Genomic DNA, 18487 nt, shown 5'->3' with positions numbered 1-18487 from the left:
GTGAATTTATTATACATTATTACAGGGTTAGGTATGGGGGGGGCTGAAAAACAGACGGTCTTGCTCGCGAATAAGATGCTTTCGGCTGGCCATAATGTCATGATCATATCGCTGACAGGTGAGACGGTGGTAAGGCCTGAACAGGGTATCCACCTGAGAGAGTTAAATTTAGATAAGAGCATTTTTAATCTATGTAATGGATTCTTCAAAGCTAGACAAATAATAAAGAAATTTAAACCTGATGTCATTCATAGTCATATGTTTCATGCCAACATATTCTCCCGGATACTTCGACTATTCACCAAAATTCCAGTTTTAATATGTACTGCGCATAATACTAATGAAGGTAGTATGCTGAGAATGTTAGCGTATAGATATACTGACCGTCTCGCTTCGCTATCCACTAATGTTAGCCAGGATGCTGTTGATTCTTTTGTTAGCAAACGGGCTTCTACTGCCAATAGAATGATTGTGGTAACAAATGGAATTGATACCTCTCAATTTGATTTTTCGGTAAGTGATAGACAGACGAAAAGAGCTGAGTTAGCTATATCAGATGAGACACCAATGCTATTGAGTGTTGGAAGGTTAATGGAAGCAAAAGATTATCCAAACTTACTGAATGCATACTCTTTACTTCTCAAAAATTATAGCTATAAAATTATTCCACGACTATTCATTGTGGGAACGGGTCATCTTGATAGTTATCTTAAAAACATGGCCAGTGAACTTGCTATTGAGCAGTACGTTACCTTTCTTGGACGCAGGGATGACATCCAGCAACTAATGTGTGCTACCGATATTTTCGTGTTGTCTTCCGAATGGGAAGGGTTTCCGCTGGTTATTACTGAAGCGATGGCATGTAAAAAGTTAATTGTTGCTACAGACTCTGGTGGTATTAAGGAGGCTTTAGGTGAATGTGGCGCTGTTGTCCCAGTTAAAGATCCTGACGCTTTGTCTAATGCTATATATAAAATGATAAATTTATCTGATGACGATAAAGTATCGTTAGGCGAAAAAGTTAGAGCGCGTATCGTAAAAACAAATTCTATTGATAAAATAGTTGACCACTGGATATCTATATATACTTCTTGCAGAAAATAAGAGTTTAATTTATTTTTTTGTAAGGAAACTAAAAAATATCAGTGTTTATTGTTTTAATTATCACGTCTATGCGGTTTTTCTGGGGGGGGTATATGCCAACTGTAATGTTATTACTACTTTTTTTTCTGATTGTGTCATTTGTACTAACGTATTTATTACGAATTTACGCCTTTAAAAATAATATTATTGATACTCCTAACTCACGTAGTTCACATGTAATTCCAACGCCAAGAGGTGGTGGTGTTGCTATTGTTATAATTTTTTTAATCGGCTTAGCGATTTTTTATTTTCAAGGTTATTTAACGACTCTTACGACAGTCGGGTTAATTGTCTCTGGTGGGGTAATTGCTATAGTCGGATTTTGGGATGACCACGGGCATATTGCTGCTCGTTGGCGTCTCATGGCACATTTTTCTTCAGCAGCATTTTTATTGTTTTGTCTAGGCGGTTTCCCGCCATTAACTATTTTTGGGACAATAATCTATTTGGGTATTGTCGGTAACATTTTGGGCCTGCTATTTTTGGTATGGATGCTTAATCTCTATAATTTCATGGATGGTATTGATGGTTTGGCGAGTGCTCAAGCCGTAATGGTCAGTCTCGGTGCGATCGTGATCTATATAATTAGTGGTGATAAAGTTGGCTTAGATAACTATCTGGTTCTTTGGTTGCTGGCGGTGACTGTCTTAGGGTTTTTATTATGGAATTTCCCTCCTGCAAAAATATTTATGGGAGACGCAGGTAGTGGTTTTCTGGGATTAATCATAGGCTCTCTAGCGATAAGTGCCGGTTGGATAGAATCAAAATTTTTCTTCTGTTGGTTGATCCTGTTGGGTCTATTTATTGTCGATGCAACATGGACTCTCATTCGTAGAATTTTGGGTGGTTTTAAAGTTTATGAAGCTCATCGAAGTCATGGTTACCAGATTGCATCCAGAAGATTTAAAAGACATTTACCAGTTACATTATCTGCTATCGTTATAAATATTGTTTGGTTATTCCCTATTGCATTGCTCGTCGGACTAAATACCATTAATCCAATGGTTGCTTTGATTATTGCCTATGCTCCAATTATATATTTGGATTATAAGCTTGATGCGGGTGTGAAAAACAATTAAGTCAGTTGCGTTTTATTTTAATTCTGACTAAATTTTCTTAAATAGTCATTAGTTTGAATTGCGTTTTCTGGCTTGGGATTAGGTATTATATGTTTCTCGTATTTCTATTATCTTTACCAAGAACTGTTAAAAGAATTATTATGTTGTTATTAGATGCTACTCTCATCGGGTTAGCATATTGGGGCGCTTTTTGGGTTCGCCTGGATGTTGATAGTCCATTTAGCAGCACTGAACAATGGGCTGCATTGGCCGTAATTATACCGCCAACGCTTTTAGTCTTTATCCGACTCGGGTTGTACCGTACTGTACTTCGCTATGTCAGTGCGAAAATTGTCACTACCGTGTTCGTCGGTGTAATACTTTCTACGGGTTTACTTGTTTTTGGTTCCTACTTCTTAGGTGTCTACTTGCCAAGAACAGTATCAGTCATGTTCTTTGTATTCTCGTTAGTCCTTATTTGTGGTTCTCGGTTGTTCTTCCGCATGTTACTGAACTATGGTGTTAGAGGACAAATTCCTGTTGTTATTTATGGCGCAGGTGCTTCTGGTCGGCAATTGTTGCCTGCTTTAATGCAAGCTAGCGAATATTTTCCTATTGCGTTTGTTGATGATAATCCTAAGTTACACAAAGCAGTTATTCATGGATTTACTGTTTATCCTTCAGAGAAACTTGAGTATTTGATAGGTCGTTACGGTATTAAAAAAGTCTTACTTGCAATGCCAAGTGTTAGCCAAAGCCAGCGTAAAGCTGTGGTTGGTAAGCTAGAAAATCTTTCTTGTGAAGTCTTATCTATCCCTGGTATGTCGGACTTAGTTGAAGGCCGAGCACAAATCAGCAGTTTAAAGAAAGTCTCAATTGAGGAATTATTGGGGCGTGATCCAGTTGTACCTGATGAAAAGTTATTAGCCAAAAATATCACTGGCAAGGTCGTTATGGTAACCGGTGCTGGCGGTTCAATTGGCTCTGAATTATGTCGCCAAATAATTATTGAAAAACCACAATTATTGGTTCTTTTTGATGTCTCTGAATTCTCTCTTTATTCTATTGAAAATGATATAGCGGCAATATGCAGGAGCCATAAAATTGATTCGGAATTTGTCGCATTACTCGGTTCAGTTCAAAATGAAAGTAGACTAGTGCAAGTAATGACTAACTTTCAAGTGAATACTGTCTACCATGCTGCCGCTTATAAGCATGTTCCACTGGTTGAGAATAATGTTATTGAAGGTGTGAGAAATAACATATTTGGCACTCTATTTTGTGCAAAGGCAGCCATTAAGTCGGGAGTCGAAAAGTTTGTTTTGATATCGACTGATAAAGCGGTGCGGCCAACCAATACCATGGGGGCCACCAAGAGAATGGCTGAACTTGTATTGCAGGCATTATCTAATGAGCAATGTCATACAAAATTCTGCATGGTACGTTTTGGCAATGTTCTAGGTTCCTCAGGTTCTGTTGTTCCGCTATTTAAGAAACAAATCGCTGAAGGGGGGCCAATCACGCTCACCCATAAAGATATTATCCGCTACTTTATGACTATCCCCGAAGCGGCACAACTGGTTATTCAAGCTGGGGCAATGGGGCAAGGAGGCGATGTGTTTGTATTAGATATGGGAGATCCTGTTAAGATTATCGACTTGGCTAAGCGCATGGTCAACCTTTCTGGGCTTTCAGTTAAGAGTGATGAAAACCCTGATGGTGATATTGCGATAGAAATTTCAGGTTTGCGCCCAGGTGAAAAATTATACGAAGAGCTATTGATTGGAGAGTCGGTACAAAATACCTATCATCCCCGAATTATGACTGCTATTGAGGTGATGCTTGAATGGGATAAACTAAATGTATTGCTCAGTACAATTGAAAGTGCTTGTAATGACTTTGATTATGAATATATTCGCTCTTTATTATTAGAGGCTCCTGTTGGTTTTCAACCAACAGATGGTATTTGTGATTTGGCTTGGCAAAATAGCTATCACAAAAAAAACATGTCTATTAATGTTAATTAATGGGGTTAGGGGCATTTATAAATAGGTTGGTGTTTTTATCGCTTATGGAAAAAATATGAAAAACATTGCATTCGTAATCACTAAATCAATAATTGGTGGTGCGCAAGGTTGGGTTTTAGAACAAGTTAAATTACTTAAGGATGATTGTAATATAATATTGATAACCTCTGAACCAGGCTGGTTAACAGAAGCTATAGTTTGCGATAAAATTATTATCATCCCTGAGATTAGAAAAATGGCCAGTATTAAAGCTATTTATTGTTTATATAAGGTGCTCAAGGATAATAAAATTGATGTAGTGGTTTCAAGTTCAGCTAATGCAGGTCTTTACAGTCGTCTGGCTCGTTTATTTTTACGTTTTCGCGGCGTGTATGTTTCACATGGCTGGTCATGTATATACAATGGCAATGTGTTAAAGTTTATATTTTGTTATATTGAAAAACTGCTTTCAAATATTACTGATGTGATTTGGTGTGTGTCTCAAAGTGATGCTGATAAGGCGGTTAATATTATTGGTATTAAACCTGAAAAGATTGCGGTCCAGCTTAATGCTATAACACCATTGATTGAACGTTCTGATCGGCCGTGTAAAAATAAAATAATTTATGTATGTCGACTTGCTTATCCTAAACGACCTGATTTGATGTTGAAAGTTGCTGCCGTTAATCCTCATTTTAATCTCGATATGGTTGGAGATGGTGAGTATTATAAAGAACTTGAGAAAGAATATAGCAGTTATAAAAACATTCATTTCTATGGGGAAATTAAAGGATTTAACAGGTTTAATGACTATGATGTGTTTGTGCTAACATCTGAAAGTGAAGGTTTGCCAATGGCTGCGATTGAGGCGGTCAGTGCTAGTCTACCTATCATCATAAGTAATGTGGGGGGTTGTGCTGAAATAGTCGACCAAAATGGTATTCTGATAAATAACACGACAGAAAACCTAGAAAGTGCTCTCAATACCATATTTTCAAATTATGACTTCTTTTACAAATCTGCACAGATGCAAAAGAGTAAATTCGATATAAAGAATGTTAAAGATAAGTGCAGAGAGATAATATTTGGGCCGTAATATGAAACTCTAAATCATTACATTTTAAAGGTAGATTATGACTGTTTTAGTTACTGGTGGTGCAGGTTATATTGGCTCGCATACGGTATTAGTATTATTGGAGCAAGGGGAAGATATTGTTGTATTAGACAATTTATCTAACGCTTCTGCTGAGTCATTATTACGTGTTTCCGAAATTGCTGGCTGCTCGGCTACATTTTACCAAGGTGATGTATTAGACAAAAGTTGCCTAAGAAAAATATTCTTAGAGCACAGTATTGATTCTGTTATTCACTTTGCTGGCCTAAAGTCGGTAGGTGAGTCAGTGATTAAACCTATAGAATATTATCAAAATAACGTTACAGGTTCTATCACCCTACTTGAAGAAATGTTAATTGCAGGTGTAACGAAGCTGATATTCAGCTCATCAGCCACAGTATACGGTGATCCTGAGTTTATCCCACTGACCGAGGATGCGCGTATTGGAGGCACGACCAATCCATATGGTTCATCGAAAGTCATGGTTGAACAGATATTGAAGGATTTCTCTTTTGCTCACCCCGAGTTTGCGATAAGAGCATTGCGTTATTTTAATCCTGTTGGCGCCCATCCTTCAGGTTTGATTGGCGAGGATCCAAATGGAAAGCCAAACAATCTGTTGCCGTTTATTACTCAAGTTGCGGTTGGTAAACTGCCAAAATTAGCCGTATATGGTAATGACTATCCGACTAACGATGGGTCAGGCGTACGTGATTATATTCATGTTATGGATCTTGCTGATGGGCATGTTTGTGCACTTAATCGGCTGACTGCTGGGTACAAAGTTTATAATCTGGGGTCAGGTGTAGGATATTCAGTACTTCAGATGGTGAGTGAATTTGAACGCATTTCGGGCAAAAAAATCCCCTATGAAATAACGGCGCGTCGGGCTGGTGATATCGCGGAGTGCTGGGCAAGTACTGAACTCGCGCTCAAAGAATTAGATTGGAAAGCTAAGAGGAACCTAACGGAAATGATAAAGGATGCATGGAACTGGCAACAATCAAATCCTAATGGTTATGCCCGCTAAATTCATGCTTACATATGCTAAAATCCCTTATCTTCCCATTTCAATTTGTAACTCAAAACAATGAAATTTCCTGGTAAACGCAAATCTAAGCACTACTTTCCGGTGAATGCCCGTGACCCTTTATTGCAACCGGCGCAGACTGAAAATGAAGTGAGTACCTCTTATATCGTTGGCATTGACCAGACGTTGGTTGATATTGAAGCCAAGGTTGATGAGAGCTTTATTGCCCGTTATGGTCTGAGCCAAGGGCACTCTTTAGTGATTGAAGATGATATCGCTGAAAACCTTTATCAGGAACTAACTGCTAATGGGTTGATTACTCATGAGTTTGCTGGCGGTACCATTGGTAATACCTTACACAACTATTCTGTCCTTGCTGATGATCGTTCCATCCTGTTGGGCACCATGTGTAGCAATATTAAGATCGGAAGTTATGCCTATCGCTATCTGTGTAATACCTCAAGTCGCACTGACCTGAATTATTTGCAGGCAGTTGATGGTGCTATTGGCCGCTGCTTTACTTTGATTAGTGATAATGGTGAGCGGACTTTTGCTATCAGTCCCGGGCAAATGAATCAGCTACGTCCTGAAAGTATTCCTGAAGATGTGATTGCAGGAGCTTCTGCTCTGGTGCTGACTGCTTATCTGGTGCGTTGTAAGCCGGATGAGCCGATGCCTGCTGCCACAATGCAAGCCATCAGCTATGCGAAGAAGCATGATGTTCCGGTCGTGATGACCCTGGGGACGAAATATGTTATTGCAGATAATCCGCAGTGGTGGCGTGATTTTCTCAACGAGCATGTTTCTATATTAGCGATGAATGAAGATGAGGCTTATGAACTGACGGGCCTGAATGATCCGTTGATGGCTTCTAACATGGCATTGAATTGGGTGGATTTAGTGCTTTGTACTGCCGGCCCGAATGGGCTTTATATGGCAGGATATACCGAAGAGGCGAATAAGCGCCAAACACAGCATCCATTATTACCTGGCGCTATCGCAGAATTTAACTTGTATGAATTTAGCCGGGCAATGCGCCAAGCGCATTGTGATCATCCATTACGTATCTATTCTCACATTGCCCCTTATATGGGCGGGCCTGAGAAAATAATGAATACCAACGGGGCAGGGGATGGTGCATTATCCGCTGTGCTGCATGATATTGCGGCGAATGGCTATCATCGTAATAATGTTCCGAACTCCAGCAAACATGTGCGTAGTTACCTTAGCTACTCCTCCCTGGCACAAGTGTGTAAATACGCCAATCGGGTCAGTTATCAGGTATTAAACCAGCATTCGCCGCGTTTAACACGTGGCTTGCCTGAACGGGAAGATAGTTTAGAAGAGTCTTACTGGGAGCGGTAAGATACCCGTCATACTTTAAGTTGCAGGTGTGTTGGCTGCTCTCATTACTCAGCCCATCCTTGGGCCTCGCAAGGCGAGGCCGCTGCAAGCAGCGTTCAAATCTGCTCCCGGCAGATTTGTCACCCCAGTCACTTACTCGTGTAAGCTTCTGGGGATTTGCTTAGTTGCTGCCTTCCCGCAACTCGAATTATTTAGGGTATAGAACTTCAATTATAAACACAGATATAATTTTAAATTGGGCAAACTGGCATTTTATCTTCTTCAGTCAGCGTTTCTATTTTCAGCATATTAAGCATGCTGTTGGCGATTTCGCGCTCCCCCATAACAACCTGGTTAGCGCCACGGTCTGAGATATAAACCACTTCATCGTCATAATGGGCGCGGGCGATTATCTCAAGGTCTGGCCGCTTAATTCTGGCTGATGCGACTATTTCACCGGCTTCGTAGCCATTTGGTATGGTCAGCAATAACCAACGGGCGCAATCCAGACGCGCCAGTGACATAATATCTGCGCTTGCAGCATTACCTAATACCGCATTAATACCTTGTTCACGGAGTGCTTCCACTCGCGGGCGCGAATTTTCTACGACGACCAGCGGGATGCCTTCCGCATGAAGTTTTGCCCCTAATAAGCTGCCAACCCGGCCATATCCCACCAATAATGCATGATTGCATAAATCTACAGGTATCTGTTTTTCCTCTTCTACCGCCTCTTCCAGAATAAGATCTTCCATCGTCTCATTTTTGGCTAAATAGCGATCTAGCAAGGTGAAAAGTAACGGGTTGAGCATAATAGACAGAATCGCTCCCGCCAGTACCAGATTACGGCCATGTTCAGACATTAAACCAAGAGAAATACCCAGCCCCGCCAGAATAAAGGCGAACTCCCCAATTTGGGCCAGGCTAACGGAAATAGTGAGTGCTGTGCGTTTTGAGTGGCCAAACAGCCGCACCAGAATGAAAGCTGCCACCGATTTACCGAAGATAATGATGGTCAATGACGCTAACACTGCTAAGGGTTCTCGTAGCAAAATCATCGGATCGAATAACATGCCGACTGAAACAAAGAACAGCACGGCAAAGGCATCACGCAGCGGCAAGGTATCTTGTGCGGCACGGTGGCTCAGCTCAGATTCGTTTAATACCATTCCTGCGAAGAATGCGCCGAGAGCAAATGATACGTCAAACAACCCTACAGCGCCGTAGGCTATCCCAAGCGCCAAGACTAAGACTGCTAGAGTAAAGAGTTCTCGCGAGCCAGTACTGGCTGTTTTAGCCAGTATCCAGGGCACCAGCCGACGACCGACGACAATCATTAAGGTTATGAAAGCGATCACTTTACCAATAGTAATCGCTAGCTCTGTAAACAGTTGGCTCAGGCTCGTGGTTTCGTTGCCCATGACTCCGGCAAATGCGGGTAATAACACTAATGTCAGTACCATTGCCAAATCTTCAACAATCAACCAGCCGATAGCAATCTGCCCTCGCTGACTATCAATCAGTTGCCGTTCTTCCAGTGCGCGCAGTAATACCACGGTACTGGCGGTTGACAGACATAACCCAAAGACCAAGCCGGTGACTAAATCCCAGCCTAATAAATGAGACAAGCCCATACCTAGCAGAGTAGCAACGGCTATTTGTGTCACGGCTCCGGGGATGGCGATTGCTTTTACTGCGAGGAGGTCTTTAAGCGAGAAGTGAAGTCCGACACCAAACATCAACAAAATAACACCGATTTCAGCCAGTTCGGGAGCTAATGAAGTATCAGCAACAAAACCCGGCGTGAATGGCCCGGCAAGCACCCCTGCGGCAAGGTATCCCACCAGTGGTGAGATGCGTAGGCGGTGGGCCAGGGAACCCAAGAGGAAGGCGAGAACAAGGCCTCCGACGATCGTGGTGATTAAGGGTGTTGAGTGGTGCATCCAGACTCCTTCTCGTTATACCCGCCATCTTTCAAATTGCAGGTGTGTTGGCTACGTTTATTACTTGGCCCATCTCTGCGAGGCCGCTGCAAGGAGCGTTTAAATCCACTCCCAACAGATTTATCACGCGCTTGCCGCCTTTTGGATGAGTATTGGGATATGTGGAGCAGCAAGCATTTCACAGCAATAACATCAGTTTATTGTATTTATGCGATCAATGCGCGATAAAAATTCATTTTTTATCGATAAAAGTCTGGTTTGGCATGGAAATTGTTTGAAGTGGTTATTTGTGGGGGACTTGCTGTTTTTGTCACGATTACACAGGGGACTCTCCCGACTGAAGTGCTAGTCTCAGTCGGGATTATAAGGTTATTACTATTACTTATCTTCTATATTGGGCAATAAGGCAGTAAATATCCCCAGTAATGGCAGGAATGCACATATTTGGTAAACCAGCTCAATACTGGTTAAATCAGCAACATACCCTAGTACAGCCGCACCTAACCCACCCATACCGAAAGCAAAACCGAAGAATAGACCGGATACCATCCCCACTTTCCCTGGGATCAACTCTTGGGCATACACCAGTATTGCAGAGAAGGCTGATGCGAGGATGACGCCAATGATTACGGTTAAAACCCCCATCCAATACAACGAAGCATACGGTAAAATAAGGGTAAATGGCGCTACACCCAGTATTGACCCCCAAATAACATATTTTCGCCCTATCCGATCACCAAGAGGACCGCCAATTATGGTGCCAGCGGCGACTGCGAATAAGAACACAAATAAATGTATTTGGGCGTTTTGTACTGAAACACCGAACTTATGCATCAAATAAAAGGTGTAATAGCTGCTAATGCTGGTCAAGTAGAAGTATTTAGAGAATATCAGCACCATTAAAATAACTAACGTCTTAATAACCGTCTTTTTAGGCAGTAATTTTGCCGATGAGGTTTTTATCACTTTGCCATGTGTTGCTCTTTGCTGTTGCTGATACCACTTACTGACTTGCAATAGCACCACAATGGCCAGTAAGGCTGCGAGAGAGAACCAGCCGACATTGCCTTTACCATAAGGAGCGATAAGAATTGCAGCTAATAGTGGGCCGAGAGCGCTACCGAAGTTGCCCCCGACTTGAAAAACTGACTGAGCCAGGCCATGGCGACCACCGGATGCCATGCGCGCGACCCGTGATGACTCAGGATGGAATACCGATGAGCCGGTGCCAACCAGCGCTGCTGCCAATAAAACCACAGGGAAAGTGGTTGCCACCGCCAGCAGCAATATGCCTGATAAGGTAAAACCCATACCAATAGGCAAAGAGTAAGGTTGGGGGTGCTTATCGGTATACAGCCCTATCAGGGGTTGCAGTAGTGATGCAGTAAGCTGGTAAGTGAGCGTGATTAGCCCTATCTGAGTAAAACTCAGTGAAAACTCGGCTTGTAATAAAGGATAAATCGCTAGAATCAACGATTGGATCATATCGTTGAGTAGATGAGATACGCTGATAGCCCCCAGAATAGAGAAGGATGTGCGTTTTACAGCGGCATTAACGGAGGGCTGGAATCCAGTCTCAGAACGATCGGTCATAGTGAGTATTCGCCTAATAATTTCACTGTTAATAATATGTTGGTAACGAATACATATTATGCAGATCGAATGATTTTTACTACATCTGACATAATTTGATATATATTCCAAAGTTATGAAATTCATGCATACATCATCACATTACAATGCCTACGGCGTCACGGTATGGTGTTGATTTATCGTGCTATTGATATGCATTACACTCTTTTCACTCATTAAACCGGGATTTATCAGGCCGGTTTTTAACGACTACATGGAGATTTGCCATGCGTTTTTCATTACCGACCACAGCATGTGCCTTGGCTGTGTCGCTGGCGTTTGCACCGGGATGGGCTGCTGCCTGGGAAAAAGATAAAACTTACGATATCACTATATTGCACACTAATGATCACCATGGGCATTTCTGGCAAAACGATCACGGCGAATATGGTTTAGCGGCACAGAAAACTGTCGTTGATAGTATTCGCAAACAAGTTGCAGCCGAGGGCGGAAGTCTACTACTGCTGTCAGGTGGGGACATCAACACCGGCGTGCCTGAGTCTGATTTGCAAGATGCGGAGCCTGATTTTCGTGGTATGAACCTAGTCGGTTACGACGCGATGGCCATCGGCAATCACGAATTTGATAATCCATTGAGTGTGCTGCGACAACAAGAGAAGTGGGCAACTTTCCCGTTGTTATCGGCCAATATCTACCAGAAAAGTACGCAACAACGCTTATTTAAGCCTTATGCCTTGTTTGATAAGCAAGGGGTGAAAATTGCGGTAATTGGTTTAACGACTGATGATACTGCCAAGATCGGGAATCCCGAGTATTTCACCGATATTGAATTCCATGTCCCGGCCGTTGAAGCAAAACAAGTCGTCGATCAACTGCGAAAGACCGATAAGCCTGACATTATCATCGCCGCTACCCATATGGGGCATTACGATGATGGCAAGCATGGTTCGAATGCTCCAGGTGATGTAGAGATGGCTCGCAGCCTCCCCGCAGGCTATTTAGATATGATAGTGGGTGGTCACTCGCAAGATCCGGTTTGTATGGCCAGTGAGAACCATAAGCAGGCTGATTATGTTCCCGGTACACCTTGTGCGCCTGATCGTCAGAACGGAACCTGGATTGTTCAAGCTCATGAGTGGGGTAAATATGTTGGTCGTGCTGATTTTAAATTCCGCAATGGTGAGTTGAAACTGGTGAGTTATCAGTTAATTCCAATCAATTTAAAGAAAAAAGTTGAGAAGGCTGATGGTACCAGTGAGCGGGTCTTTTATACCCAGGAGATTGCGCAAGATCCATCGATGCTGAAGCTACTTACGCCTTTTGAAGAGCAAGGTAAGGCGCAGTTGGATATTAAAGTTGGCAGTGTCAATGGCAAGCTAGAAGGTGATCGTAGCAAGGTTCGTTTCGAACAAACCAACCTGGCGCGGATGTTATTGGCTGCGCAAATGGAACGAGCGGGTGCAGACTTCGCGGTGATGAGTGGTGGTGGGGTGCGTGATTCTATCGATGCCGGTGATATCACGTATAAAGATGTGCTTAAGGTCCAGCCATTTGGTAATACATTGGTTTACGCCGATATGAAAGGCAGCGAGGTCGAGAAGTATCTGGCTGTGGTGGCGAATAAAAAAGTCGATTCAGGTGCTTATGCACAATTTGCCAATGTCAGCTTGGTCGCTGATGGTAATGGCGTCAGTAACGTAAAAATACAGGGTAAGCCATTAGACCCGAATAAAATGTATCGTCTGGCTACCCTGAATTTTAATGCATTAGGCGGCGATGGCTACCCGAAAATCGATACCTTACCGGGCTATGTGAACACCGGTTTTATCGATGCTGAAGTGTTAAAACAGTATATTGAAAAGCACTCTCCGCTGGATGCCAGTCAGTATCAGCCGAAAGGCGAGATTGTTTATAAGTAAGGCGTGAAGCCAGAAGCCTCCATTTGGCAGTGGAGGCTTCTGGTGAATTGCATGAGATATAGGCAGCGCGGTGCGGGTTTGTAATGCAATAAATTAATTAATCGCGCTTAGCAATATCGGCAAAGCTGCCTTGTAGCAACTGGCATAAATCTGTTGCAGCCAATTCAATATCTAACCCCCGCTTTCCGCCAGAAACGAATATAGTGGCATACGCCTGTGCCAAGCTATCGATAACCGTCGGTAAGCGCTTTTTCTGCCCTAATGGACTGATACCACCGACTAAATAACCGGTGGTGCGCTGCGCCAATTGTGGGTCAGCCATCTCCGCCTTTTTGGCACCCAAAGCACGCGCAACTTTTTTCAGATCAAGCTGGGTGGCGACAGGGGTAACGGCAACCGCCAAATTTTTGGCATCACCATTCAAGGCGACCAGCAAGGTTTTATAAACCTGATCAGCATTAAGCCCCAACTTTTTAACGGCTTCATCGCCAAAGTTGGTTTCTGCTGCGTCATGGTGATAAGGATGTAATGTGAACGGAACTTTTTGTTTTTCCAGCAAAACGACTGCAGGTGTCATAATAAACGTCCAATTAAAAATGAAAATTTATTCCAGTGGATTATCCTACACCCAATCATTGCGATAGAGTTAAAAATTAACCTAATAAAATCAATGGCATCATGATGGATTGCCGGAGTTATGATGAATGTAAGTTGCTAATCTAATCGTCAGGTTGCTACCCTGTACCTGCAGCTCATATTATCCGCAAGGAGTGTGGGCGCTTAATAACTAAAATAATGAAAATTCCTCTTTGACTGGCCGATAGCGATATCGGCCATTTTTTTACTTTTATTGGTGATTACTGCTCGCTGAGTTGCAACAAATCAGGAAGATTACCCTCGCCATACAGATGCAGTGCACCGACCGCGACCACATAACGCCCGGCTGGCAGATGTTCTAGTTGCTGCTGCCAGCATTTATTCCGTTGAATCATCAGCACATCGTATAGATTTTGGCTAAAAGTTGGCGCCAGTGTGGTTAGGTCATTGGTGGGGGGATGTTCCAGCCACCAGCCAATCATGGTTTGCAGCAGGTGTGCGTTGGTGTGCCAATGGGTCAGAGTATCAAGCAGTAAAGACATGCCGTTATCAGGTAATGTCTCCAGTAAATCGAGTTGCATTTGTGTTCCTTCCAACTCTATAACACTTTTTTCTTGTGCTGCTGCCGCTTTCAATAATTGATAATCGATGCCGTATTCCCCACGCAATCCCAGACGTTGAGCCTGGCGAGCCTGAAGCATTAAGGCGACCTGCCATGCCGGTAGAAAGGCCATCGAGTGCGGATCAGTGCTCAGCTCTTCGCAGCGCTGTAACAGTTGCTGATATTGCTCCTCAGGTAATCTATCGATTAATGCTTCGCTGAGGGTATCGGTACCAAAAGGTGAGGAGGTGTCGGTGATATCAGCTTCGACAATAAGTGCATCAGCCTGATTCAATTTATTCAGTAATTCGTGGGGGAGGGGGAACATGTTCTCGGTTCCCATATGAATACTGCCAACCATATGGAAGTGGCGTTCACCGGGTAAGGTGATATCCAACGCCGGATAGGGGTAGGTCGCCGGTGTTAGGATACCGAGAAATCGTGCGATGTGGCGTAATAATTGGCCCATATCCATGTGGTTCCCTTTTTAGCATTTCTTAACATGCTAAACGCTAAATGGCGCACATGAAAGTGTTGTGCGCCATTAGGCTATACCCTTTGTACTTGAAGCCGCAGGGGGTTAGCTGCTCTTGTTACTCGGCCCATCGCTGAGCCTACCTGCAACGCCAATGACTTTGGGGATATCAGGAGCGCTTACTGCTTAGGTTTAAAACGCAGTAAACGGTTAGCGTTGCTGACTACGGTAATGGATGACAGCGCCATGGCCGCCCCTGCCACCACCGGGCTAAGTAATGTTCCGGTGAACGGGAACAGAATTCCCGCAGCAATCGGAATACCCAGTGCGTTGTAGAAAAACGCACCCAATAGGTTTTGCTTCATATTGCGCAATGTTGCTTTGGCAAGCTCCACGGCATCCGCAACCCCATGCAGACTGTGGCGCATTAGCGTGATAGCCGCAGTTTCAATCGCGATATCACTACCACCACCCATGGCAATCCCAACATCCGCTTGTGCCAGTGCAGGGGCATCATTGATACCATCACCAATCATCGCCACTTTATGTCCGGCGGCTTGCAGTTGCTTGATAGCCTCAGCTTTACCCTCCGGCAATACACCCGCGATCACCTGATCAATACCGGCTTCTTTGGCAATGGCATTGGCGGTAATTGGGTTATCACCGGTTAACATCACCAGACTGTATCCCAGTTGATGCAACCGTTGCAGAGCGCTGACACTGTCGCTGCGCAGTGGGTCGCGGATCGACAGCAGTGCCGCGGGTTTACCCATCGCGCTGAGGATAACCGGGGTAGCACCACTTTCAGCTTGCTGCTGCATGAGTGATTGCAACTCACGGGTATCAATGCTCTGTTCCTCCAGCAGGCGGTTGTTCCCTAGCAACAAAGGAATGCCGTCAACTTCACCACTGACACCCAAGCCACGTAAGGTGCGGAACTGACTGACGGTAGCCAGCGTCAGCCCTTCGGCACGTTGCAAAATAGCGCGAGCCAATGGGTGATTAGAGCCGGTTTCTAGTGCTGCGGCCCATCCCAGCGCTTGTTGTTCGCTGACACCGTTAAAGGTATGAATTGCCACCACTTGCGGGTGACCTTCCGTTAGTGTGCCGGTTTTGTCGAACACCAACGTATCGAGATTACTGGCTTGCTGCAATGCATCGGCATCACGTACCAAAACACCAAACTCGGCCGCCCGCCCGACGCCAGAGATGATAGACATCGGCGTCGCCAGTCCAAGCGCGCAGGGACAAGCGATAATGAGCACTGTGGTAGCAACCACCAGGGTGTACACCAACTGAGGCTGTGGACCGAGGAAATACCAAATCAGCCCGGCGATAACAGCAATTGCCACCACGGTTGGCACAAATACCGCCGAGATTCGGTCCGCCAATTTGCCGATTTCTGGTTTACTGCTTTGCGCCTGACGAACCAGTTTGATGATGCGAGCCAGTGTAGTTTGGCTACCAATGGCATTGGCGCGGAACAGTACCGACCCATCCTCTACTTGGGTACCTGCATGTACCACATCACCTGCTGATTTTTGTTGTGGGATAGGTTCGCCGGTCAGCATGGCTTCGTCCATCCACACTTCGCCCTGCACAATTTCACCATCAACCGGTACTCGGTCACCGGTAGTCAGACGCAAGGTCATGCCCAATTGGACCTCAGCCAGAGGGATCACTTGCTCGCCGTCGTCAGATACCCGCCGTGCTGTCGGTGGTGCCAGGTCCAGCAGTCGCTCCAACGCATTAGATGAGCGCTGTCTGGCGCGTTGTTCCATCGCATGACCAAGGTTAATCAAACCGATTATCATGGCGCTGGCTTCATAATAGAGGTGGCGCGCCTCCATCGGGAAAACATCCGGCCAGATATTCACCGTAATGGAATAGAGCCACGCCGCTCCGGTACCTAGTGCCACTAAGGTATCCATGGTGGCACTGCCATTTTTCAGGCTGATCCAGGCGTTGCGATAGAAATGGCCACCCGCAAATATCATCACCAGCAGAGTAATCACCCCGACAATAAGCCACGGCGTCTGGGTTTCTGGCGTTAGCGTCATACTGCCGCCGAATAACCCCCATCCCATCAGTGGGATACCCAACAGCAGGCCCAGCGCTGCTTGCCATTGGAAGCGCTTCATACTGGCTTGGGACATCTGTTGCTGACGTGCGCGGCGCTCGCCTTCGTCTTCAATAATTTCTGCACCATAACCGGCATTTTTGACGGCTGCGATTAAGGCTTCATTGCTTGGGTTACCGGTGACTAACGCGCTACGTTCCGCCAAATTGACGCGCGCAACCTCAACCCCATCAACCCCTTCCAGAGCATGTTGTACTTTGGATACGCAACTGGCACAGCTCATTCCGGTTAGTAATAACTGGACGCTATCGATATCTACCGCTGTGGTTGGGTTAGCGGTCTCTGTTTTATTAATCTCAGGTGTTACTGCCGGAATAGTTGAAGAGGCCGCTGCCTGATATTCCGGCTGAGATGGGGCTGAGTGAGTCAGCGGCTCAGTTTTTGGGGATAGGGCACCTGGCAGTGCGGCGTGATAACCCGCCTGTTCCACGGCATTAATCAGCACCTGCGGATCAGCTTTGCCATACACTTTCGCGCTATCCACACTTACCACGGCCGCAATCACACCGGGAACGGCTTCCAGCGCTTTGCGTGTAGCTTCAGTACAATGACCGCAACTTAAGCCTGAGAGCTGTAATTGTGTATCGGGTGTTTGGGCTGCTTCTGCCTGATAACCGGCTTGTTTGACAGTATCAATCAGCGTGTTGATATCGGCTTCACCGGTCACTTTGGCATAGTTAACGTCGACTTCAGCATGATGAATATCTTCACGACTTTCTAAGGCGGTCTTCACTCGCTTGGCACAATTCATACAGGAAAGACCATGCAAGGCCAGCACTGTGGTTTGCAACATAATTAACTCCTTATCGAGTAACCACTTATCCGTTCATTTCGTCGGGATAAGTTTAGTCGGTAATCCCAGTCACATCGCTTATTGTCGCTGATAATGGATTTATCCATAACCTTAAGCTGTACAGGTTTTATTCCGCTTGACTGACATCGTTATTTTCACTAATTATGGAGGTTAAACCTTCCAGCAAGGGGAAGGTCAAGGGGGAAGTATGAACATAAGCGATGTGGCAAAAAAAACCGGTTTAACTAGCAAAGCCATACGTTTCTACGAAGAAAAAAAACTGCTGACACCGCCTATCCGCACTGATAACGGCTATCGCAGCTACAGTGCCAAACACATTGAAGAGTTAACACTGCTACGTCAGGCACGGCAGGTTGGCTTTACACTGGATGAATGTCGCGAGTTACTGGCATTATTTCATAACCCGGCCCGCCACAGCGCGGATGTGAAAGCGGCGACGCTACTAAAGGTTGCGGAAATCGAGCAACATATTGATGATCTTAACCAGATGCGCTTGCGCTTGTTAGCGTTGGCAGATGAGTGCCCAGGGGATGATGGCGCAGATTGCCCGATTATCAATAATTTGTCGGGATGTTGTCATTCGGCAGCTAAGCAGGCTGGCGATGATAAGGAGAAAGTTGTTAACAAACAGATGGTTGTGGGGGGTGAAACAGTTGTTAGTTAACTGACAGGCCGCTCAACTGACGGCCTGCCGGTCAATATGCTACTGA

Annotated in this window: 14 protein-coding genes; 9 read left to right on the top strand and 5 right to left on the bottom strand. The window is 44.7% G+C overall.

The annotated features are described in order from the left end of the window. The 6 genes from A6J66_011035 (at position 1) to A6J66_011010 (ending at position 7716) form a co-directional block, all read left to right on the top strand. Complete coding sequence (locus A6J66_011035; GenBank protein PNM24668.1) at positions 1–1104, top strand: glycosyltransferase; 1104 nt, start codon at positions 1–3, stop codon at positions 1102–1104. A gap of 92 nt (positions 1105–1196) precedes the next feature. Next, entirely contained in the window at positions 1197–2222 is a 1026-nt protein-coding gene (locus A6J66_011030) for a glycosyl transferase (protein PNM24667.1), read from the top strand. Between the two features lie 140 nt (positions 2223–2362). Beyond that, a complete protein-coding gene (locus tag A6J66_011025; protein ID PNM24666.1) occupies positions 2363–4228 on the top strand; it encodes a polysaccharide biosynthesis protein in 1866 nt (621 codons plus the stop codon). A gap of 55 nt (positions 4229–4283) precedes the next feature. Beyond that, positions 4284–5303 (top strand): glycosyl transferase, encoded by a 1020-nt coding sequence (locus A6J66_011020; protein PNM24665.1) that lies wholly within the window; start codon positions 4284–4286, stop codon positions 5301–5303. 37 nt (positions 5304–5340) lie between these two features. Continuing rightward, entirely contained in the window at positions 5341–6351 is a 1011-nt protein-coding gene (gene galE, locus A6J66_011015; GenBank protein PNM24664.1) for a UDP-glucose 4-epimerase GalE, read from the top strand. Between the two features lie 60 nt (positions 6352–6411). Continuing rightward, on the top strand, positions 6412–7716 hold the full coding sequence (locus tag A6J66_011010; GenBank protein ID PNM24663.1) for an inosine/guanosine kinase: 1305 nt from the start codon (positions 6412–6414) through the stop codon (positions 7714–7716). A 230-nt stretch (positions 7717–7946) separates the two neighbouring features. Here the strand turns inward: A6J66_011010 and A6J66_011005 are convergent, their stop codons facing one another. Then, positions 7947–9638 (bottom strand): Kef family K(+) transporter, encoded by a 1692-nt coding sequence (locus tag A6J66_011005; protein ID PNM24662.1) that lies wholly within the window; start codon positions 9636–9638, stop codon positions 7947–7949. Between A6J66_011005 and A6J66_011000 the strand changes: the two genes are divergently transcribed. Continuing rightward, positions 9633–9866 (top strand): hypothetical protein, encoded by a 234-nt coding sequence (locus tag A6J66_011000; protein ID PNM24661.1) that lies wholly within the window; start codon positions 9633–9635, stop codon positions 9864–9866. The genes A6J66_011005 and A6J66_011000 overlap by 6 nt on opposite strands. Positions 9867–10016: 150 nt before the next feature. Here the strand turns inward: A6J66_011000 and A6J66_010995 are convergent, their stop codons facing one another. Further along, positions 10017–11231 carry an MFS transporter gene (locus A6J66_010995; GenBank protein PNM24660.1) on the bottom strand — a complete coding sequence of 405 codons (1215 nt, stop codon included), beginning with the start codon at positions 11229–11231 and terminating at the stop codon, positions 10017–10019. 266 nt (positions 11232–11497) lie between these two features. Here A6J66_010995 and ushA point away from each other — a divergent pair, with 266 nt between their 5' ends. After that, on the top strand, positions 11498–13150 hold the full coding sequence (ushA, locus tag A6J66_010990) for a bifunctional UDP-sugar hydrolase/5'-nucleotidase (GenBank protein ID PNM24659.1): 1653 nt from the start codon (positions 11498–11500) through the stop codon (positions 13148–13150). Between the two features lie 97 nt (positions 13151–13247). On the opposite strand, the gene A6J66_010985 is transcribed toward ushA, so the two are convergent. The 3 genes from A6J66_010985 to copA form a co-directional block, all read right to left on the bottom strand. After that, a complete protein-coding gene (locus A6J66_010985; GenBank protein ID PNM24658.1) occupies positions 13248–13727 on the bottom strand; it encodes a Cys-tRNA(Pro) deacylase in 480 nt (159 codons plus the stop codon). Positions 13728–14007: 280 nt separating this feature from the next. After that, positions 14008–14817, bottom strand: coding sequence for a conjugal transfer protein TraB (locus tag A6J66_010980; GenBank protein ID PNM26981.1), 810 nt, complete (start codon positions 14815–14817; stop codon positions 14008–14010). A gap of 185 nt (positions 14818–15002) precedes the next feature. After that, positions 15003–17756, bottom strand: a complete 2754-nt coding sequence (gene copA, locus A6J66_010975) for a copper-exporting P-type ATPase CopA (protein ID PNM24657.1) — start codon at positions 17754–17756, stop codon at positions 15003–15005. A 208-nt stretch (positions 17757–17964) separates the two neighbouring features. Between copA and cueR the strand changes: the two genes are divergently transcribed. Next, a complete protein-coding gene (cueR, locus tag A6J66_010970) occupies positions 17965–18441 on the top strand; it encodes a Cu(I)-responsive transcriptional regulator (GenBank protein ID PNM24656.1) in 477 nt (158 codons plus the stop codon). The last annotated feature ends 46 nt before the right edge of the window (positions 18442–18487 follow it).

Source organism: Yersinia enterocolitica (assembly GCA_002082245.2).
GTDB lineage: Bacteria > Pseudomonadota > Gammaproteobacteria > Enterobacterales > Enterobacteriaceae > Yersinia > Yersinia enterocolitica_E.
The sequence above is the reverse complement of the archived record's forward strand: the minus strand, read 5'-3'. Positions and strand labels throughout refer to the sequence as shown.

Coding starts and splice junctions, on each gene's coding strand:
- A6J66_010980 (PNM26981.1), bottom strand. CDS start 14,817: ATGGGCCAATTATTACGCCACATCGCACGATTTCTCGGTATCCTAACA.
- ushA (PNM24659.1), top strand. CDS start 11,498: ATGCGTTTTTCATTACCGACCACAGCATGTGCCTTGGCTGTGTCGCTG.
- cueR (PNM24656.1), top strand. CDS start 17,965: ATGAACATAAGCGATGTGGCAAAAAAAACCGGTTTAACTAGCAAAGCC.
- A6J66_010995 (PNM24660.1), bottom strand. CDS start 11,231: ATGACCGATCGTTCTGAGACTGGATTCCAGCCCTCCGTTAATGCCGCT.
- A6J66_011030 (PNM24667.1), top strand. CDS start 1,197: ATGCCAACTGTAATGTTATTACTACTTTTTTTTCTGATTGTGTCATTT.
- A6J66_011025 (PNM24666.1), top strand. CDS start 2,363: ATGTTGTTATTAGATGCTACTCTCATCGGGTTAGCATATTGGGGCGCT.
- copA (PNM24657.1), bottom strand. CDS start 17,756: ATGTTGCAAACCACAGTGCTGGCCTTGCATGGTCTTTCCTGTATGAAT.
- A6J66_011005 (PNM24662.1), bottom strand. CDS start 9,638: ATGCACCACTCAACACCCTTAATCACCACGATCGTCGGAGGCCTTGTT.
- galE (PNM24664.1), top strand. CDS start 5,341: ATGACTGTTTTAGTTACTGGTGGTGCAGGTTATATTGGCTCGCATACG.
- A6J66_011010 (PNM24663.1), top strand. CDS start 6,412: ATGAAATTTCCTGGTAAACGCAAATCTAAGCACTACTTTCCGGTGAAT.
- A6J66_010985 (PNM24658.1), bottom strand. CDS start 13,727: ATGACACCTGCAGTCGTTTTGCTGGAAAAACAAAAAGTTCCGTTCACA.
- A6J66_011020 (PNM24665.1), top strand. CDS start 4,284: ATGAAAAACATTGCATTCGTAATCACTAAATCAATAATTGGTGGTGCG.